General features: G+C 64.5%; 16 protein-coding genes and 1 tRNA gene. 13 read left to right on the top strand and 4 right to left on the bottom strand.

Features of this window, described 5'->3' with window-relative positions:
- Nucleotides 1–8 precede the first annotated feature (8 nt).
- The 10 genes from EJO66_RS01020 (at nt 9) to EJO66_RS00975 (ending at nt 8,949) form a co-directional block, all read left to right on the top strand.
- Nucleotides 9–1,508 (top strand): type II and III secretion system protein family protein, encoded by a 1,500-nt coding sequence (locus EJO66_RS01020; RefSeq protein ID WP_125964490.1) that lies wholly within the window; start codon nt 9–11, stop codon nt 1,506–1,508.
- An 11-nt stretch (nt 1,509–1,519) separates the two neighbouring features.
- Entirely contained in the window at nt 1,520–1,813 is a 294-nt protein-coding gene (locus EJO66_RS01015; RefSeq protein ID WP_124957043.1) for a hypothetical protein, read from the top strand.
- A 122-nt stretch (nt 1,814–1,935) separates the two neighbouring features.
- Nucleotides 1,936–2,151 carry a Flp family type IVb pilin gene (locus tag EJO66_RS01010; RefSeq protein ID WP_124957041.1) on the top strand — a complete coding sequence of 72 codons (216 nt, stop codon included), beginning with the start codon at nt 1,936–1,938 and terminating at the stop codon, nt 2,149–2,151.
- Nucleotides 2,152–2,273: 122 nt separating this feature from the next.
- Nucleotides 2,274–3,503, top strand: coding sequence for a pilus assembly protein TadG-related protein (locus EJO66_RS01005; RefSeq protein WP_124957039.1), 1,230 nt, complete (start codon nt 2,274–2,276; stop codon nt 3,501–3,503).
- A gap of 10 nt (nt 3,504–3,513) precedes the next feature.
- A complete protein-coding gene (locus tag EJO66_RS01000) occupies nt 3,514–3,972 on the top strand; it encodes a TadE/TadG family type IV pilus assembly protein (RefSeq protein ID WP_124957037.1) in 459 nt (152 codons plus the stop codon).
- On the top strand, nt 3,969–4,418 hold the full coding sequence (locus tag EJO66_RS00995) for a TadE/TadG family type IV pilus assembly protein (RefSeq protein ID WP_125964489.1): 450 nt from the start codon (nt 3,969–3,971) through the stop codon (nt 4,416–4,418). The genes EJO66_RS01000 and EJO66_RS00995 overlap by 4 nt, the downstream gene beginning before the upstream one ends.
- A gap of 28 nt (nt 4,419–4,446) precedes the next feature.
- Nucleotides 4,447–5,598, top strand: coding sequence for a CpaE/TadZ family protein (locus tag EJO66_RS00990; RefSeq protein WP_124957033.1), 1,152 nt, complete (start codon nt 4,447–4,449; stop codon nt 5,596–5,598).
- A 54-nt stretch (nt 5,599–5,652) separates the two neighbouring features.
- Nucleotides 5,653–7,026 (top strand): TadA family conjugal transfer-associated ATPase, encoded by a 1,374-nt coding sequence (locus EJO66_RS00985; protein ID WP_124957031.1) that lies wholly within the window; start codon nt 5,653–5,655, stop codon nt 7,024–7,026.
- A gap of 9 nt (nt 7,027–7,035) precedes the next feature.
- Nucleotides 7,036–8,028 (top strand): type II secretion system F family protein, encoded by a 993-nt coding sequence (locus tag EJO66_RS00980; RefSeq protein ID WP_124957029.1) that lies wholly within the window; start codon nt 7,036–7,038, stop codon nt 8,026–8,028.
- 12 nt (nt 8,029–8,040) lie between these two features.
- A complete protein-coding gene (locus EJO66_RS00975) occupies nt 8,041–8,949 on the top strand; it encodes a type II secretion system F family protein (RefSeq protein WP_124957027.1) in 909 nt (302 codons plus the stop codon).
- 15 nt (nt 8,950–8,964) lie between these two features.
- Here EJO66_RS00975 and EJO66_RS00970 read toward each other — a convergent pair whose 3' ends face one another.
- From EJO66_RS00970 to EJO66_RS00960, 3 genes are all read right to left on the bottom strand, one after another.
- On the bottom strand, nt 8,965–9,654 hold the full coding sequence (locus EJO66_RS00970) for a response regulator (RefSeq protein ID WP_124957025.1): 690 nt from the start codon (nt 9,652–9,654) through the stop codon (nt 8,965–8,967).
- An 18-nt stretch (nt 9,655–9,672) separates the two neighbouring features.
- On the bottom strand, nt 9,673–11,361 hold the full coding sequence (locus EJO66_RS00965) for a sensor histidine kinase (RefSeq protein ID WP_124957023.1): 1,689 nt from the start codon (nt 11,359–11,361) through the stop codon (nt 9,673–9,675).
- Between the two features lie 317 nt (nt 11,362–11,678).
- Nucleotides 11,679–11,754, bottom strand: a tRNA-Ala gene (locus EJO66_RS00960).
- A 94-nt stretch (nt 11,755–11,848) separates the two neighbouring features.
- Between EJO66_RS00960 and EJO66_RS00955 the strand changes: the two genes are divergently transcribed.
- Entirely contained in the window at nt 11,849–12,715 is an 867-nt protein-coding gene (locus tag EJO66_RS00955) for an alpha/beta hydrolase (RefSeq protein WP_125964488.1), read from the top strand.
- Between the two features lie 31 nt (nt 12,716–12,746).
- Here EJO66_RS00955 and EJO66_RS00950 read toward each other — a convergent pair whose 3' ends face one another.
- On the bottom strand, nt 12,747–13,724 hold the full coding sequence (locus EJO66_RS00950; RefSeq protein WP_124957019.1) for a GMP reductase: 978 nt from the start codon (nt 13,722–13,724) through the stop codon (nt 12,747–12,749).
- 338 nt (nt 13,725–14,062) lie between these two features.
- On the opposite strand from EJO66_RS00950, the gene azu reads away from it, so the two are divergent.
- On the top strand, nt 14,063–14,515 hold the full coding sequence (gene azu, locus EJO66_RS00945; protein ID WP_124957017.1) for an azurin: 453 nt from the start codon (nt 14,063–14,065) through the stop codon (nt 14,513–14,515).
- A 58-nt stretch (nt 14,516–14,573) separates the two neighbouring features.
- A complete protein-coding gene (locus EJO66_RS00940) occupies nt 14,574–17,003 on the top strand; it encodes a UvrD-helicase domain-containing protein (RefSeq protein WP_125964487.1) in 2,430 nt (809 codons plus the stop codon).
- The last annotated feature ends 72 nt before the right edge of the window (nt 17,004–17,075 follow it).

The following is a 17,075-nucleotide window of genomic DNA, read 5'->3' as shown; positions in this document are numbered from 1 at the left end:
AACCACAAGTGCAACATCTTTCTTCTTCATCCGCCTGGCTGCTGGCGGCGCTCACGACCCTGGCGGCGCCCGGGTTTGCGGCGGAGCCTGCAGCAGCCCCGGCCCCGGCTCCCGTCGCGGCGTCAACGGCGCCCGCGCCGGCCGCCGCACCTGCGATGCGCCGCTGCAGGGCCATCATTCCGGACGACCAACCGACCTATGCGGTGCTCGGCAAGTCGGTGGTCATTCCGCTGCAGACACGTGTCGCGCGCATCCTGGTCAGCGGGCAGCCGCCGAGCAACGCCCCGGCAGCCACGGCGCAGCCGGCACAGGCGTCCGCGGCGGCAAAGGGCGCGGGCGATGGCGTCGCCGATGTCGACGTGATGCTGCTGAGTCCGAACGATCTCTTCTTCCGCGGACGGCAGGCCGGTTCGATGAACGTGGTGCTGCAAAGCGCCGACGGCACCTGCTATATCAAGGACGTCATCGTGACGATCGACCCGGGCGCGCTGCAGTCCAAGCTGGCCGAGCTGATGCCCGAAGAGAACCGAATCCGCGTGCGCAGCGCCGAGAAATCCATCGTGCTCACCGGTGAGGTGAGCGACACGCTCAAGCTCGACGACGTGCTGACCCTGGCCTCGGCCTACGGCGCGGACGGCAAGAAGGTGGTGAATCTGCTGCGCGTCACGGCGCCGCAGCAGGTCATGCTCGAAGTGAAGATCGCCGAGGTCAGCAAGACACTGCTGGACCGGCTGGGCGCGCGTGTCGGCCTGCTTCGCACAGCCAGCGGCGGTCTCAACACCTATTCGCTGATCTCCGACTTCCTGAGCGGCGGCTCGGGCCTTGTCGAGGCGCTGCGGATCGGCCGGGCCTCGATTGGAATCGATGGCCAGAAGGACGACGGCCTGGTGCGCATCCTGGCCGAGCCCAACATCATGTCGATCAGCGGGCAGCAGGCTAGCTTCCTGTCGGGCGGAAAGATCTTCATCCCCGTGGCGCAGAACTCCAACGGCCGCACCGGCTCGACCATCACGCTGGAAGAAAAAGAGTTTGGCATCGGCGTGAAGTTCACCCCCACCGTGCTCAACGGCGGACGGATCAATCTCAAGATGGTCTCGGAGGTGTCGGACCTGTCGCAGACGGGATCTCCCTTCACCACCGTGGGCGGCGTGACGGCCGTGCTGCCTTCGCTGACGGTACGCCGCGCCGACACCACCGTGCAGCTCAACGACGGCCAGAGCTTCGTCATTGCGGGGCTCATCAAGAGCAATGTCACCGAAACCATCAAGCGCTACCCCGGCCTCGGCGAGGTTCCGGTGATGGGCGCGCTGTTCCGCAGCTCCGAATTCCAGAACGACCAGACGGAACTGATGTTCGTGATCACGCCGCGCCTCGTTCGGCCGCTGGGCGAATCGCCTCGCGTCCCGACTGACAACCATGTCGTTCCGAGCCGCGCCGAGATCTACCTGAACGGAGCCCTCGAAAGCAGCACCCCGGCCCCGGTCGCACCGGCAAGCAATCCCCTGTAAGGAGCATCACCATGTTCAAGTCGACCATCCTCGCGCTGACGCTGCTCGTGGGCACCGGCTGCTCCCACGTCACACCCCACTACGACGCGCGCTTTGGCGATGCCGTACGCGACGCCAAAAGAAAGATGACGCTCAACCCCGATGCCGGCAAGGACGGGAATCCGGTGGTGGGCATGGACGGCCGCGCGGCGCGCGAGTCGATGCTGCAGTACCAGAAATCCTACAAGTCGCCACCCCCGGCAGTCAACGTCATCAACATCGGTGGCGCGATTGGTGGTGGAGGTGGCGGCGGTGAGGGGCGTTAGGCGGCCCTCGAACGATTCTTGAATTCGAACAGAAAGGAGTTGCCTCACAAAGATAGAAGTCAATCAACCCAAAAGCCTACGCAAGATTTTTTTTTTCTTACTGCAATTTCAAAGGTGAAAAAATGAACCAACTTTTTATCCGTGCCGGCAACTTCATGTCCTCGTTCGCCAAGGAAGAGGACGGCGCGCAAGTTATCGAGTACGCGCTCATCATCGCAGTCGTGTCGATTGCTCTCGTCATTGCACTGCAGGGCCTCACCACTGGAGGTTACTTCACAACCTTCATTGAACGTGTAGCCGCCTGCCTCTCGGGCGACATGGTTACCTGCGCAGGGTGATTCGGGTACTAGCCCACTTGCGAAAACGTGGCAGTGGCGCTTGGGTCCTTCCGGGACTCAGCCCACTTGCCTCGAATGCGATCACTGCGCCATCGATTCATCTCCAAGAAAAGAGGTTTTCCATGTACAGGACAGGCAGTCGCAAAAAGCAGGACGGTGCCGTGATCGTGACCGTGGCACTCGTTCTTCTCTTCCTGCTCGGGTTCATGGGGATCGCCCTGGATTTCGGCCGTCTCTTCATCGTGAAAACCGAGCTGCAGACCGCCCTGGACAGTTGTGCCCTGTCTGCCGCGCAGGAACTCGACGGCGCCAGCGATGCGTTGACACGTGCCACCAGTGCAGGCAAGACCGCAGCCGATCTCAACAAGATCAATTTTCAAGGTGCGGCGACCGGCATTGCCGAGACCAACATCGTGTTCAGCGACTCGCTGATCGGCACCTACAGCCATACCTTCACGCCGGTCGCGAATGCCCGGTATGCCAAGTGCCTGCACACGAAGTCGGGCATCGCACCATGGATTCTTCATGCGCTGAGCGCGTTCAGTGGAAACAGTACGTACGGGGCATCGCAGAGCGTCGCCGCGGTCGCCGTTGCCACCAGGGCGCCGTCACAGACCAACTGCCTGGTTCCTGTCGGCATCTGCCAGAAATCCACCGCGCCCGGCTGGGGATTCGCGCGGGGTGAATGGATCGAGGGCGTGACCAACGAGAACGACGATGTGGAATCCGGTCAGTTCCACTGGGTGGACTTTACCGGCAGCGGTGGTGGGGCACGCGAGATCAAGGATCTCCTGACGAGCAGCGGGCAATGTGGCCTTCCCGGTATGGAGACGGACGTCGGCAAGGCGGGCAAGACCAATGGCGCGGTTGCAGCCTGGAATACCCGCTTCGGCATCTACCAGGGCAGCCTCAGCGCCGCGACTGCCATTCCCGATCAGACTGGCTATGCCTGGTATGCCGACAGCGCTGCCGCCATCAACCCAGGCAGGTATGACGACCCCGGATCGAACGGATTTACCGCCAAGCGCAACGCATTTGCGCCTTACGAAGGGGACAACCAGAACCCTGACACCAAGAACCTCAAGACCCAGGGAAATTTCAGTTCCACCGACTACACCAAGGGCGCCAATCGACGCGTGGTCACGACTGCCGTGGTCGATTGCCCATCTATCACGCTCAAGGGATTTGCCTGCATGTTGATGCTGCATCCGCTGGAAAAGAACGCGAGCGGGAAGAAGTCGAAGATGTGGCTCGAGTTCATCGGCAATGCGGAGTCCGTCGGCAGTCCATGTGCGACCGCAGGTCTGGCCGGCGGCACAAGCGGCCCCAAGGTCCCGACGCTCGTACAGTAGGAGAGATGCCATGAAGAAGAAGCAGAACGGCGTGGCCCTGGTCGAATTTGCCCTGATCCTTCCATTGCTGCTCATCCTGACGTTCATCACGACCGAGTTCGGGCGGGCGCTGTACCAGTACAACACCATCGCGAAATCGCTGCGAGACGCCTCCCGCTATCTGTCCACCCAGGATCCGTCGATCGCAACCACGGATCCCGCCAAGATCACGACCGCCAAGAACCTGGTGGTCTTTGGTAACCCGGCCGGCGGCGTCTCGCCATTGGTCCTGGGTCTCGAAATTTCTCACGTTCCCGATCCGACCTGGCAGTTCAAGGGCAGCGGCCCGGCCATCAATACCGTGACCATCAAGGTCACGGGATACAAGTTCCGCCCGCTCATCACCGGGGCGTTCGGGCTCACCTTCGGAGATGCGAACGGAGAGATCCCGTTCGGGGATATCAGCGCCACCATGCGAGGTCAATCATGAATCGAACAAGGCAGACCGGGGCGACCGCGGTGGAGTTCGCGCTGGTCCTGATGCTCTTCCTGACCTTCCTGCTGAGCATCATGGATTTCGCGCGCATGTTGTGGACGTGGAATGCAGCTGCCGAAGCGACGCGCTGGGGCGCTCGCGCGGCGGTCGTGTGCGACCGAGACGCCACCGTCGTGCTCTCCAACATGCAGAAATTCCTGCCGCAATTGACGGCAGCCAATGTCAGCATCGACTGGTACGACGCGGAAGGCAGCGTCAGTGCGACCTGTACCGCCGCCGATTGCAGCGGCGTGAATGTTCGCATCCTGAATCTTGACTACCAGTGGATCTCGCCCATCGGATTCGGAACGCATGCCCCGATCCCGATGCCGAGCTTTTCCACCTACCTGCCGCGCGAAATCATGGGCCAAGACCCGAACAGCAACGCCGTCTGCTCCTGATCTGCACTTAACCCCGAGCTACATCATCATGAAAATCTCCATCATCTCCCCCAATCCCGCCCACCTGCAGGACATGCGCAAGGTGCTGGAGGCGCGCTCCCATGTGGTTTCCCAGTTCGAAGGAGGCAAGAGCCGCATGCAATGGGTGGTCGAGCAATCGACGCCTGAGCTGCTGCTGGTGGACGGCATGTGCTGCGACCCCCATGAGGTGGCGATGGTGGAGCAGCTCACGATGCGCCATCCCTCGATCGCGGTGGTACTGCTGTGCGCGATGCAGACGCCCGAGTTCCTGATTCTTGCCATGCGTTCGGGCGTGCGCGAAGTGCTGCCTTCGCCGCCCGAGCCCGCGGCCCTCGAGGCGGCAGTGGAACGCATCGCGCTCAAGATGGCCGGGACGCAGGCGCGCGAGCCGGGCCAGGTGGTGGCGTTCATGCCGTGCAAGGGCGGCAGTGGCGCCACCTTCCTCGCGACCAATATCGGGCATCAGCTTTCGATGCGCCGCTCGGTGCTGCTGATCGACCTGAACCTGCAGTTCGGCGATGCGCTTTCCTATGTGAGCGACCTGCGGCCAACTTCCACGGTGGCCGACGTGGCGCGCGACATCGGCCGGCTCGATGCCTCGCTGCTTGCCGCAAGCGTGGTGAAGGTGGCGCCGGGCTTCAGCATCCTTGCCGCACCAGAGGATCTCTCTCGCGCGCTGGAGGTCAAGGCCGAGCACGTCGATGCCATCCTGCAGGTGGCCGCGGCGCAGTACGACTTCGTGCTGTTCGACCTGGGCCTGCGCATCGATCCGCTCGCCATCCGCGTCATGGACCGCGCGGACCGGATCTTTCCGGTGCTCCAGCCCAGCCTGCCGCACATCCGCAACGTGACGCGCCTCATGCAGATGTTCAAGTCGCTCGGCTATCCGGCCGGCAAGGTCGAGCTGTTGGTCAACCGCAGCGCCGGTGGCACGGAGATCGGCTTGTCCGACATGCGCCGTTCGCTGGGCGGAGCCACGCTGGTCAGCGTGCCCGATGGCGGCAAGGATGTGGACGCCTCGATCAACCGTGGCGTGCCGCTGGCGGAGATGTCGCGCGGCAGTTCGCTCTGCAAGCGGCTGGAGGAAATATCTCACACGCTCAGTCCACGCCCGAAGGAAGCGCCGGGCTTCATCGGCCGGCTCTTTCGCCGCGCCTGACACCCGAATTGCGCGCCTACGAATCTTCTTCCTCCAACAGCAAGGCAGGTCCACATGTCATTCAGAGAACAGCTCAATGCGATCGAAGCCGCGCCGGTCGCCCGCCCGCCGGCGTTGCCCGTGGCCGATGGGGCGCTTTCGTCCTTTGCCTCGGATACCTACAAGCTCCTGAAGGAGCGAATGCACCTGAAACTGCTGGACCGTTTCGACCTCGCGGTGCTCGAAACCCTGAAGCCCGAGGTGCTGCGCCATGAAATCTCCACCATGGTCGCGCGGCTGCTGCAGGAAGAGCCCGAGGCGCTGAACGACATCGAGCGGCGCACGCTGATCCGCGACATCCAGCACGAGATGCTCGGCTTCGGACCGATCGAGCTGTTGATGGCCGACCCCACGGTGTCGGACATCCTGGTCAACTCGCACGACCAGATCTATGTCGAGCGCAAGGGCCGGCTGGAGCTGACGGACGTGAGCTTCACCGACGAGAAACACCTGCTGCGCATCATCGACAAGATCGTCTCGCTGGTAGGGCGGCGCATCGACGAATCGAGCCCGATGGTCGATGCCCGGCTGCCGGACGGGTCGCGCGTCAATGCGGTGGTCGCGCCGGTAGCGCTGGACGGCCCGATGATGTCGATTCGCCGCTTCGCGAAGATCCCGCTGAAGATGGAAAACCTGGTGAACGACCTGAAGACGCTGACGCCGCAGATGGGGCTGATGCTCGAAGGGCTGGCCAGCGCGAAGATCAACATGCTGATCTCCGGCGGCACCGGCGCCGGCAAGACGACGCTGCTGAACATTCTCTCAGGCTTCATTCCCGCCACCGAGCGCATCATCACCATCGAGGACGCGGCCGAGCTCCAGCTCCAGCAGCCGCACGTGGCCCGCATGGAAACCCGGCCGATGAACATCGAAGGCAAGGGCGAGATCACGCAGCGTGCGCTGGTTCGCAACGCACTGCGCATGCGGCCCGACCGCATCGTGATCGGCGAGGTGCGCGGCGCCGAGGCGGTCGACATGCTGCAGGCCATGAACACCGGCCACGAAGGCTCGCTGACCACCATCCACGCCAACAGTCCGCGCGATGCGCTGGCGCGGCTGGAGAACATGATCAGCATGGCCAACCTGAACCTTCCGCATCATTCGGTGCGCCAGCAGATCGCATCGGCCATCACCGTCGTGATCCAGGTCCTGCGCATGGTCGACGGCAGGCGCAAGGTCACCAGCATCCAGGAGATCACCGGCATGGAAGGCGAGGTGGTCACGATGCAGGAGATATTCGCGTTCCGCCAGACCGGCATGGGCCCCGACGGCCGGGTGCGCGGGTACTTCCATGCCACGGGCGTGCGGCCGAAATTCGTCGAGCGCCTGCACTCCTTCGGTGTGGTGCTGCCCGACACCATGTTCGATCCCGACAAGCACTACGAATAGGAGACCATCATGTTCGACAACCTGGTTGGCGACACGCTCATCACACTGTCCGTGCTGGTCTTCGTGACGGTGCTGATGGTGATCGAGGGCCTGTACATGCTGTGGCGTTCCTACAGAGGACCGGGGGTGCAGAAGATCGGCAAGCGACTGCAAGCGCTGTCGGCGGCCACCGACCGCATCGCGCAGGCGCGGCTCGTGAAGGACCGCGTGCTCAGCGAGGCACCGTGGATGCAGCGCGTTCTCTTGAAGCTTCCGCGGGCCCACAGCCTGGATCGCTTCATTCTCCAGGCCGGGCTGGAGTGGACGGTCTCCCACGTGCTGCTGGCCTGTGCGCTGTCCGGTGCGCTTGTTGTCTTTGCGATGGCGTCGCTTGCGAACCAGCCCGCATGGATTGCGATGCTGGTGGGTGCCGCCGGTGCGGCGGTGCCGCTGCTCTACCTGAGCCACCGGCGCAGCCGCCGCCTGGCGCATCTGGAGCGGCAGCTGCCGGACGCACTGGACCTGGTGACGCGCGCACTGCGCGCGGGCCATTCGTTCGCGAGCAGCGTGCAGATGATCGGCGAGGAAATGTCCGAGCCCATTGCGGGTGAGTTCCGCATGGTGGCCGACGAGGTCGGCTTCGGCGTCTCGCTGCAGCAGGCGCTCACGAACATGAGCGAGCGCGTGCCGCTCACCGACGTGCGCTATTTCGTGGTGTCGGTGCTGATCCAGCGCGATTCCGGCGGCAACCTGACCGAGGTGCTCGGCAACCTGAGCCGGCTCATCCGCGACCGGCTCAAGCTGCTGGCGCGGGTGCGGGTGCTGTCGGCGGAAGGGCGCCTGTCGGCCTGGATCCTCGGACTGATGCCCTTTGCGCTGGCCGCGCTCATGAACGCCTTCAACCCGGCGTTCATGTCGCCGCTGTGGACCGATCCGATCGGCATCACGGTCGTCAAGTACATGCTGGCGCTGATGGTGATCGGCGTGCTGATCATGCGCAAGATCGTGAAGATCCGTGTCTGAAGGAGAAATGCCATGCTGCTTCCCATTCTCGTTTTCGTGACCGTGTCCCTCGCCATTGGCGGATTCGTGGTCTGGATGCTGCCCACGCGCACCGAGCAGCGCCTTCGGGCGGTGGCGCCTCCATCGGGCAAGTCGGGCTGGACCGAAACCGCCGTCAAGATCGTCGGGCCCTTCGCCCAGCTGTCTTCGCCCACGGGCGACGGCGAGACCTCGCCGCTGCGATTGAAATTCCTGAACGCGGGCATCCGCCATCCGGATGCGAGCCTCTTCTACTTCGGCCTGAAGACGCTGCTGCCGCTCGGCTTTGCGGGCCTGGCCTTTGTGGCGATGCGCGCAGCAGGGGCGGACAACGGGCTCAGCACCCTGCTGTGGCTGGCCGTGGCCGCGCTCTTCGGCTGCTACTTGCCCAACATCGTCCTGCACGTGGTGATCAGGGAGCGCCAGCGCGAGATCTTCGAGAACTTTCCCGATGCCGCCGACCTGATGCTGGTGTGTGTCGAGGCGGGCCTCGGGCTTGATGCCGCGCTGGTCAAGGTCACCGAGGAGATCCGCGTCAAGAGCGAGGCCCTGGCGCAGGAGCTGCACTGGACCAATCTGGAAATGCGCGCGGGCGGCACGCGCGAGAAGTCGCTGCATAACCTTGCGCTTCGCACCGGCGTGGAAGAAATCGGAACCTTCGCCACCATGCTGACCCAGGCCGACCGGTTCGGCACCAGCATCGGCGAATCGCTGCGCGTGTTCTCGGAAGACCTGCGCCACAAGCGCCAGGTTCGCGCGGAAGAGTTGGCCGCCAAGGTGCCAACCAAGATGCTGCTGCCGCTGGTGCTGTGCATCTTCCCGTGCGTCTCGATGGTCGTCCTCATGCCGGCGATCATCCGGATGATCCGTGTCATCGGGCCGATGCTCGGCGGCGGGCACTGAGCCCGTCCGCCGCGCTCAATGGGGCGCGGCGTCGAGCTGGTGCTTGATGGCGTAGATGTACAGCTCGAGCCGGTTCGCCACGTCGAGCTTCTGGTAGATCGACGTGAGGTGATTGCGGAAGGTGTGCTCGGTCACGAACAGCCGCGAGGCGAGCGTCTTGTTCGCGGCGCCGCTGCCTTCCACCACGGCGCGGATGATCTGCCGCTCCTTCTGCGTGAGACTCGCGATCCGGGCCGCTTCGGGATCCAGCTTCGCCGGCTTCTTCGGTGCGGTCAGCTCGGAGAACACGCGGCCCATGGCCTGCGCGTCGATGCACAGCTCGCCCTTGTGCACGCGCGCGATCGCATCGAGCACCTCTTCGGCGGAAGCGTCCTTGCACAGCACGCCCCTGGCGCCGCGCAGCACCGCAAGATCCAGCGTCTGCTGCTTGCGTTCCGCCGTGAGGATGAGCGCGCGCGAGACGTCGTTCGACAGCAGCTTGGGAAGTATGTCGAGGGAGCATCGACCCCCCAGGTCCAGATCGAGCAGGATGACATCGGGCACCACGTGCTCGGTCTGTTCCAGCGCCTGCTCGAAGCAGTTGGCGGTGGCGACGACCTTCATGCGCGGCTGCTCGCCGTCGATCAGCTTCGACAGGCCCCACAGCATGGTCTGGTGGTCGTCCACGAGCATGACGCCGATGGGGTGTGTTGTTGTGGCTTGCATCTTGACACCTTCGCCTTCCTAGATGGGTATTTCGATCAGTACGGCCGTGGCGCCGCCCGCGCCCTGGCCGACCTGCGCGCTTCCGCCGAGGGCGGCTGCGCGTTCGCTGATGGAACGTGGGCGGAAGTCCGTGAAGTCCAGGCCGCAGGATTCGTTCTCGATCCGGATCTGCAGCCCGCCGTCCGTGCATCCGATGTGGATGCGGCCGCGGTGCGCATGGGTGTGCTTGCAGATGTTGTTCAGTCCTTCGCGCACCAGTTGGAGCACTTCGGCCGTCATGCGGTCGTCCAGGTGGACATCGCCATCGACCATGATCTCCATGTCGATGCCGTAGAGCGTCTTGATGCGCGCGGCCTGGCGGTGCAGGTGCGGAAGAATGAACTCGCAGTGGGTTTCGCCGCCGTGCTTGACGATGCCCGCATAGTGGCGCAGGTCGGCCACCACGCCATCGGCCATGCTGGCGAGCTTGTCCAGGTCATCGACCAGCGGGTTGTCGGCGCCCGCCTTCTTGCGCAGCGCGCTCAACCCCAGCTTCAGGCCGATGTAGGGCTGGATCGCGGTGTCGTGCAGGTCCAGCGAGATCTTCAGGCGCTCCTTCGAGGCGGCCTCCGACGCCATCCGGTCGAGCACGCCGATCGTCTCGATCACCGGAAAGACCTGGCCCATCATGTGCGCAAGGAACAGCGCGTCCGATTTGCGGAACAGCCCCTCGCTGGACGACACGTAGATGCGTCCCTCTCCCTGGCGCATCGGCAGCGGTGCGCTGATGAAGGAGCGCGCCTCCAGCATGGCGGCAACCGCCGCGCTGCGCCGCAGGCCGGGTTCGTCCTGCGGGTACCAGCGGCGCAGGCGGAGGTCGAAGGCATGGCCCTGCACGCACAGCCGGCTCAGCGGCCAGGGCAGGCGATTGCGCAACACGATGTGCCCGGGGTTCAGTGCCATCAACGGCAATTCGAAGGCCTGGTCGATCGTCTCGACGTCGACCGGCTCGCCCGCATGGCTTTGCCGGAGCGTGCGCATGACCCAACTGCTGGTTGCCGTGTCGCGCGTCAGGAGAATGCAGTGGCTTGCCTTGTAGAAGGCCAGCGTCTTTTCCATGGTGCTGGCGATGGTGCGGGCCACGCCGAACCGGGGATTCGACAGCCGGCTCACCTGGCTCAGCAGCGAAAGGCGCCGCCGCAGTTCGACCTTCGATCCGCCCCAGTGCCCGATCATGTGCCCGAGCGCCAGCAGGAAGGTGGTGCGCATCAGCAGCTGCGGCGTGTCGCTTGCGAGGCTGCTTCCCAGGCCGCAGACGGCCAACGAGGCTACCGAGGCCATGGTTACCCGGGCGCCTTCCTCGTATCCCCACCGGAAGGACGACGTGAGGATGGCAAAGAAGTAGAAGAGGAAGTAGAGGCTTCCGGTGCCGCCGGTAGCGAAGACGATCTGCGTGAACCACAGCACGTCGAACCAGTGGATGGCCTTGCCCTGGAAATAGGGCTGGCCCTTTCGCGTGCAGATGTACACGCCGAGGCTGTAGAGCGCGTAGCAGGAAAACGTGAGCCAGACGACGCTGCCTACCCGTTGTTGCGGGTCGCGAAGGTCAACCGCAACCGCCAGCAGCGCCGACACCGCCAGCACCAGCCGCATCCGCGACACCATGAGCGCATCGGCGGTGAGGCTGGAGTCGGTCCCGCAATCCGGGTCGATGGAGTGGGCTTGCATGGCGGTTTTTCAAGTGCATGGAACGGTTCATGCCCTGCCAGCCAACCACGGCGAGGTGCCCATGCCCCTGGGAAGGAAGCCTTGCGACGTAACACCTTGGTTCACTTTTGCGCCAAAATTAATATCTGCGAGGATTTCACATTACTACTTTTGTAGTCGAAAGCAATACTTTTTGGTTAACCCCGGTTGCAATGTGTACTTTTGTTACAGAATGATGCAAATTGCGACACCCGGCTGGCGGATGCATCGCGGGCCGAAAGTGCCCGGGGCCGGGCAAAGAAAAAGGGCCCGGAAAAATCCGAGCCCTTCTGATGGGATGGTGGAGAGGAGGAGGATCGAACTCCCGACCTCCGCATTGCGAACGCGGCGCTCTCCCAGCTGAGCTACCCCCCCCAACGCAAGCCGGATTTTAACCAGAACGCGCCCGGGAACGCATGGCCCGCATGCCAAGATGCGCGCTTCGAAAAAGAAGGAAAGCACAACCCGCATGACCTCGTACGAACCCGCCTGGCTGGAAGGCATGTACAACAATCTTGCGCGCGTGAAGGACCACCCGGCGTACTTCGACCGCTGGGGCCGCGATTCGCAAGCCGTGCGCGAAACCCTGCCCGGGCGGATCGACGTGCCCTATGGCCGGGGCGTGAACGAGACGCTCGACATCTTTCCCGCCCCGATACCCGGCGCGCCGGTGCTGGTGTTCATTCACGGCGGCTACTGGCGCGCAATGGACAAGCGGGACCATTCGTTCATTGCGCCCGCGTTCAACGACCGCGGCGTGTGCGTGGTGATGCCCAACTACGCGCTGTGCCCCGGAACGGCGGAGGAACCCGTCACCGTGCCGGGCATCCTCACGCAGATGGTGCGTGCGCTCGAGTGGACCTGGCGCAATGCCGCAAGCTTCGGCGCCGACCCCTCGCGCATCACCGTGGCCGGGCACTCGGCCGGCGGCCACATGGCGGCCGCGCTGCTGGCCTGCAACTGGAAGACAGTCTCGCCCGAGCTGCCGGCGCAGCTGGTGCGCAATGCGCTGTCGATCTCGGGCCTTTACGACCTTCGCCCGCTGCAGCGCACGCCCTTCCTGGAAAAGGTCCTGAAGCTCTCCGATGCGGATGCGCTGCGCGCCAGCCCGGCGCTGTGGCCGGCTCCCGCACGCGGCCAGCTGCATGCGCTGGTGGGCGGCGACGAAAGCGAGGAGTTCATCCGCCACAACGCGCTGATCCGCGATGCGTGGGGCCGCAACGCGGTGCCCGTGTGCGAATCGCTGCCGGGGCTGAACCACTTCAGCATCGTCGATGCACTGGCAGACCCGGCCCACAGGCTGCATCGCGACGCGGTGCAGTTGCTGGAGGCCTGATCGATCCAGCCGGGCCGGAGCGGGGCGGGGCCTACATCAGCAGGTGCTCGCCCGCGTTGTCGCCGCCGAGCGTGACGTAGTTGACCTTGCGGATGTCCATCAGCGCGCGGCCGCCCGCGTAGCTGATGGAGCTCTGTACGTCCTGCTCCATCTCGATCAGCGTGTCGGCCAGCTTGCCCTTGATGGGCTCGAGAATGCGCTTGCCCTCGACGTGCTTGTATTCGCCCTTGTTGAAGTCGCTGGCGGAGCCGTAGTACTCCTTGAAGAGCGTGCCGTCGACCTCCACCGTCCGGCCCGGCGATTCCTCGTGCCCCGCGAAGAGCGAGCCGATCATCACCATCGAGGCGCCGAAGCGCACGCTCTTGGCAATGTCGCCATGGTCGCGGATGCCGCCGTCCGCGATGATCGGCTTGGTTGCCACGCGCGCGCACCACTTGAGCGCGCTGAGCTGCCAGCCGCCGGTGCCGAAACCGGTCTTGAGCTTGGTGATGCAGACCTTGCCCGGGCCGATGCCGACCTTGGTGGCGTCGGCGCCCCAGTTTTCCAGGTCGATCACGGCTTCGGGCGTGCCGATATTGCCGGCAATCACGAAGGAGCCCGGCAGCTTCTGCTTGAGGTAGCCGATCATGTTCTTCACGCTGTCGGCATGGCCGTGCGCGATGTCGATGGTGACGTATTCGGGCACCAAGCCCTCGGCCACCAGTTGGTCGACGGTGTCGTAGTCGGGCTTCTTCACGCCCAGCGAAATCGACGCGAACACGCCCTTGCCGTGCATCTGCTTGACGAACTTCACGTTGTCCAGGTCGAAGCGGTGCATCACGTAGAAGTAGCCGTTCTGCGCCAGCCACAGGCAGATCGGCTCGTCGACCACCGTCTTCATGTTGGCCGGCACCACCGGCAGGCGGAAGCTGCGTGCGCCGAGCGTCACGCTGGCGTCGCACTCCGAGCGGCTTTCCACGCGGCACTTGCGCGGCAGCAGGAGGATGTTGTCGTAATCGAAGATTTGCATGAGAAACCAAGCTTCCTGTGAAAGGTGCGCCGCCGAACGATTTCGGCGGCGTGGGCGCTTGGTCCCGGCCCGGTCATTGGCGCCATGCAGGCACAAAAAAACCGGGCGACAAGAAACTTGGGCCCGGTGATTGATTATAGGGAGGTGGCGCCTCGCCTTCCTCCGCGCTTTCGTATAGACCTTATTCGCCGGCCGATCTGCCCGGCCCGCCGTGGCGAAGAGCACCATGCGGCGGCACCACTTGATGCAGATCAGTGCCGTGCGGCGGCCGCGCTCGACAATGCGGCCACCGCAGCACGCCGTGCGCCGCCTTTCGTTTTTTTCTGGAGATCGTTCCCATGCTTCGCCACCGCCTCGCTGTCATCGCCGTCCTGGCGCTCGCTTCTTCCTCCGCCTTCGCCGCCGACTGCAGTCTCGAGATCGAAAGCAACGACGCCATGCAGTTCAACAAGCCCGCCGTCGAGGTGAGCAGGAGCTGCAAGGAATTCACCGTCAAGCTCAAGCACGTCGGCAAGCTGCCGAAGCAGGCCATGGGCCACAACTGGGTGCTTGCCAAGGCGGCCGACGTGCAGGCGGTCGCCGCCGACGGCATCGCTGCGGGCCTGCCGCAAAACTATGTGAAGGCCGGCGACGCGCGCGTCGTGGCGCACACCAGGATCATCGGCGGCGGCGAAAGCGACAGCGTGACTTTTCCGGTCGCCAAGCTGGGCGCGGCCGACAGCTACATCTTCTTCTGCTCCTTCCCCGGCCATTCGTCGATCATGAAGGGCACGCTGAAACTCGTGAAGTAAAAGGGCGCGGGCAACCCCGCCGCGGCGTCGGGACGCCCTGGCTTCCTACAATGCCGGGATGTCTCTTTTCGGCTCGTATGACGCCACTGCCGGCGCACCCCAACTCCCAGCGGCCGATTCGCCCCTGCTCGCCAACCTCAACCCGGAGCAGCGCGCCGCGGTCACCCTGCCTGCGGGCAATGCCCTGATCCTCGCCGGCGCCGGCTCGGGCAAGACGCGGGTGCTGACCACCCGCATCGCCTGGCTGCTCCAGACGGGGCAGGTCTCCGCCGGCGGCATCCTGGCCGTGACCTTCACCAACAAGGCCGCCAAGGAAATGATGACGCGGCTGACGGCGATGCTGCCCGTCAACGTGCGCGGCATGTGGATCGGCACCTTCCACGGCCTGTGCAACCGCCTCCTGCGCGCCCACTGGAAGCTGGCCAACCTGCCTTCCACCTTCCAGATCCTCGACACGCAGGACCAGCTCTCGGCCATCAAGCGGCTCATGAAGCAGTTCAACGTCGACGACGAGCGCTTTCCGGCCAAGCAGACCCAGTGGTTCATTGCCGGTGCCAAGGAAGACGGCCTGCGTCCAAAGGACGTCGAGATCCGCACCGAGGACGACCGCAAGAAGGTCGAGCTCTACCAGCTCTATGAAGAGCAGTGCCAGCGCGAAGGCGTGGTCGACTTCGGCGAGCTCATGCTGCGCAGCTACGAGCTCCTGCGCGACAACGATCCGGTGCGCGAGCACTACCAGCGGCGCTTCCGCCACATCCTGATCGACGAGTTCCAGGACACCAACCGCCTGCAGTACGCGTGGATCAAGATGCTCTCGGGCATCACCACGGCCGGAGGCCAGTTCGTGCCGGGCCAGAACAACAGCGTGATCGCCGTGGGCGACGACGACCAGAGCATCTACGCCTTTCGCGGCGCGCGCGTGGGCAACATGGCCGACTTCGTGCGCGAGTTCGATGTGCAGCACCAGATCAAGCTGGAGCAGAACTACCGCAGCTACAGCAACATCCTCGACTCGGCCAACGAACTCATCAGCCACAACAAGAAGCGCCTGGGCAAGAACCTGCGCACCGACCAGGGCCCGGGCGAGCCGGTGCGCGTGTACGAGTCGCCCACCGACCTGGCCGAGGCGCAGTGGATGGTCGAGGAAATGCGCCAGCTCGTGCGCGACGGCTTCGACCGCAAGGAAATGGCCGTGCTCTACCGCAGCAATGCGCAGAGCCGGGTGATCGAAACGGCGCTCTTCAACGCCTCGGTGCCGTACCGCGTGTACGGCGGCCTGCGCTTCTTCGAGCGCGCCGAAATCAAGCACGCGCTGGCCTACCTGCGCCTGCTCGAGAACAAGGACGACGACACCAGCTTCCTGCGCGTCGTCAACTTTCCGCCGCGCGGCATCGGCGCGCGCACGCTCGAGCAGCTGCAGGACGCGGCGCGCACGGCGGGCCGCTCGCTGCACGACGCGGTGCATGCCGTCGGCGGCAAGGCGGGCTCGAACCTCACGGCCTTCGTGGCCAAGATCGACGTGCTGCGCGAGCAGACGCAGGGCGCGAGCCTGCGCGAGATCATCGAGCTGGTGCTTGACCACAGCGGCCTCGTCGAACACTACAGGGCCGACCGCGAAGGTGCCGACCGCATCGAGAATCTGGAAGAACTGGTGAATGCGGCCGAGAGCTTCGTCACGCAGGAAGGCTTCGGCCGCGATGCGGTGGCGCTGCCCATCGACGAACTGCGCCAGTCGCCCGCGAGCCAGGGCCTGGACCCGAACCGGCCCGTCATCGACGAGCCGCTCGCGCCCGATGCCGAAACCGGCGAAACGCTGAGCCCGCTGGCCGCGTTTCTCACGCATGCGGCGCTCGAGTCGGGCGACAACCAGGCGCAGGCCGGGCAGGACGCGGTGCAGCTCATGACCGTTCACGCTGCCAAGGGCCTGGAGTTCGACTGCGTGTTCATCACCGGCATGGAAGAGGGGCTGTTCCCGCACGAGAACTCGATGAGCGACTTCGAGAGCCTCGAGGAAGAGCGCCGCCTGATGTACGTGGCGATCACGCGCGCACGCAAGCGCCTGTACCTGAGCCATTCGCAGACGCGCATGCTGCACGGCCAGACGCGCTACAACGTGAAGAGCCGCTTCTTCGAAGAGTTGCCCGAAGGCGCGCTCAAGTGGCTCACGCCGAAGAACCAGGCCTTCACACCCTCGGCCTTCGGCTATGGCGGCGGCTATGCGAGCACGCGCAGCGGTGGAGGCAGTTACAGCGGCGGTGGTGGCTACGGCGGCAGCAAGGACAGCTTCGCGAGCCCGCCGGTGCCGCCGCAGAAGGCCGCGCCCTCGCACGGCCTGCGCTCGGGCATGCAGGTGTTCCACAACAAGTTCGGCGAAGGCACGGTGCTGTCGCTCGAAGGCACGGGTGACGACGCGCGCGCGCAGGTCAAGTTCGCGCGGCATGGCGTGAAGTGGCTCGCGCTGTCGGTGGCCAAGCTCACGCCGGTGTGAGGATGTTCGGATTTGCTATTAAACAAATAGCTGAGGCCGTAATAACCACGGGCGATTCCAGCGGGTTTTAAC

Source organism: Variovorax beijingensis, from assembly GCF_003951285.1.
In the GTDB taxonomy this organism is placed as follows: domain Bacteria; phylum Pseudomonadota; class Gammaproteobacteria; order Burkholderiales; family Burkholderiaceae_C; genus Variovorax; species Variovorax beijingensis.
The sequence above is the reverse complement of the archived record's forward strand: the minus strand, read 5'-3'. Positions and strand labels throughout refer to the sequence as shown.

Coding starts and splice junctions, on each gene's coding strand:
- EJO66_RS01015 (WP_124957043.1), top strand. CDS start 1,520: ATGTTCAAGTCGACCATCCTCGCGCTGACGCTGCTCGTGGGCACCGGC.
- EJO66_RS01010 (WP_124957041.1), top strand. CDS start 1,936: ATGAACCAACTTTTTATCCGTGCCGGCAACTTCATGTCCTCGTTCGCC.
- EJO66_RS01005 (WP_124957039.1), top strand. CDS start 2,274: ATGTACAGGACAGGCAGTCGCAAAAAGCAGGACGGTGCCGTGATCGTG.
- EJO66_RS01000 (WP_124957037.1), top strand. CDS start 3,514: ATGAAGAAGAAGCAGAACGGCGTGGCCCTGGTCGAATTTGCCCTGATC.
- EJO66_RS00995 (WP_125964489.1), top strand. CDS start 3,969: ATGAATCGAACAAGGCAGACCGGGGCGACCGCGGTGGAGTTCGCGCTG.
- EJO66_RS00990 (WP_124957033.1), top strand. CDS start 4,447: ATGAAAATCTCCATCATCTCCCCCAATCCCGCCCACCTGCAGGACATG.
- EJO66_RS00985 (WP_124957031.1), top strand. CDS start 5,653: ATGTCATTCAGAGAACAGCTCAATGCGATCGAAGCCGCGCCGGTCGCC.
- EJO66_RS00980 (WP_124957029.1), top strand. CDS start 7,036: ATGTTCGACAACCTGGTTGGCGACACGCTCATCACACTGTCCGTGCTG.
- EJO66_RS00975 (WP_124957027.1), top strand. CDS start 8,041: ATGCTGCTTCCCATTCTCGTTTTCGTGACCGTGTCCCTCGCCATTGGC.
- EJO66_RS00970 (WP_124957025.1), bottom strand. CDS start 9,654: ATGCAAGCCACAACAACACACCCCATCGGCGTCATGCTCGTGGACGAC.
- EJO66_RS00965 (WP_124957023.1), bottom strand. CDS start 11,361: ATGCAAGCCCACTCCATCGACCCGGATTGCGGGACCGACTCCAGCCTC.
- EJO66_RS00955 (WP_125964488.1), top strand. CDS start 11,849: ATGACCTCGTACGAACCCGCCTGGCTGGAAGGCATGTACAACAATCTT.
- EJO66_RS00950 (WP_124957019.1), bottom strand. CDS start 13,724: ATGCAAATCTTCGATTACGACAACATCCTCCTGCTGCCGCGCAAGTGC.
- azu (WP_124957017.1), top strand. CDS start 14,063: ATGCTTCGCCACCGCCTCGCTGTCATCGCCGTCCTGGCGCTCGCTTCT.
- EJO66_RS00940 (WP_125964487.1), top strand. CDS start 14,574: ATGTCTCTTTTCGGCTCGTATGACGCCACTGCCGGCGCACCCCAACTC.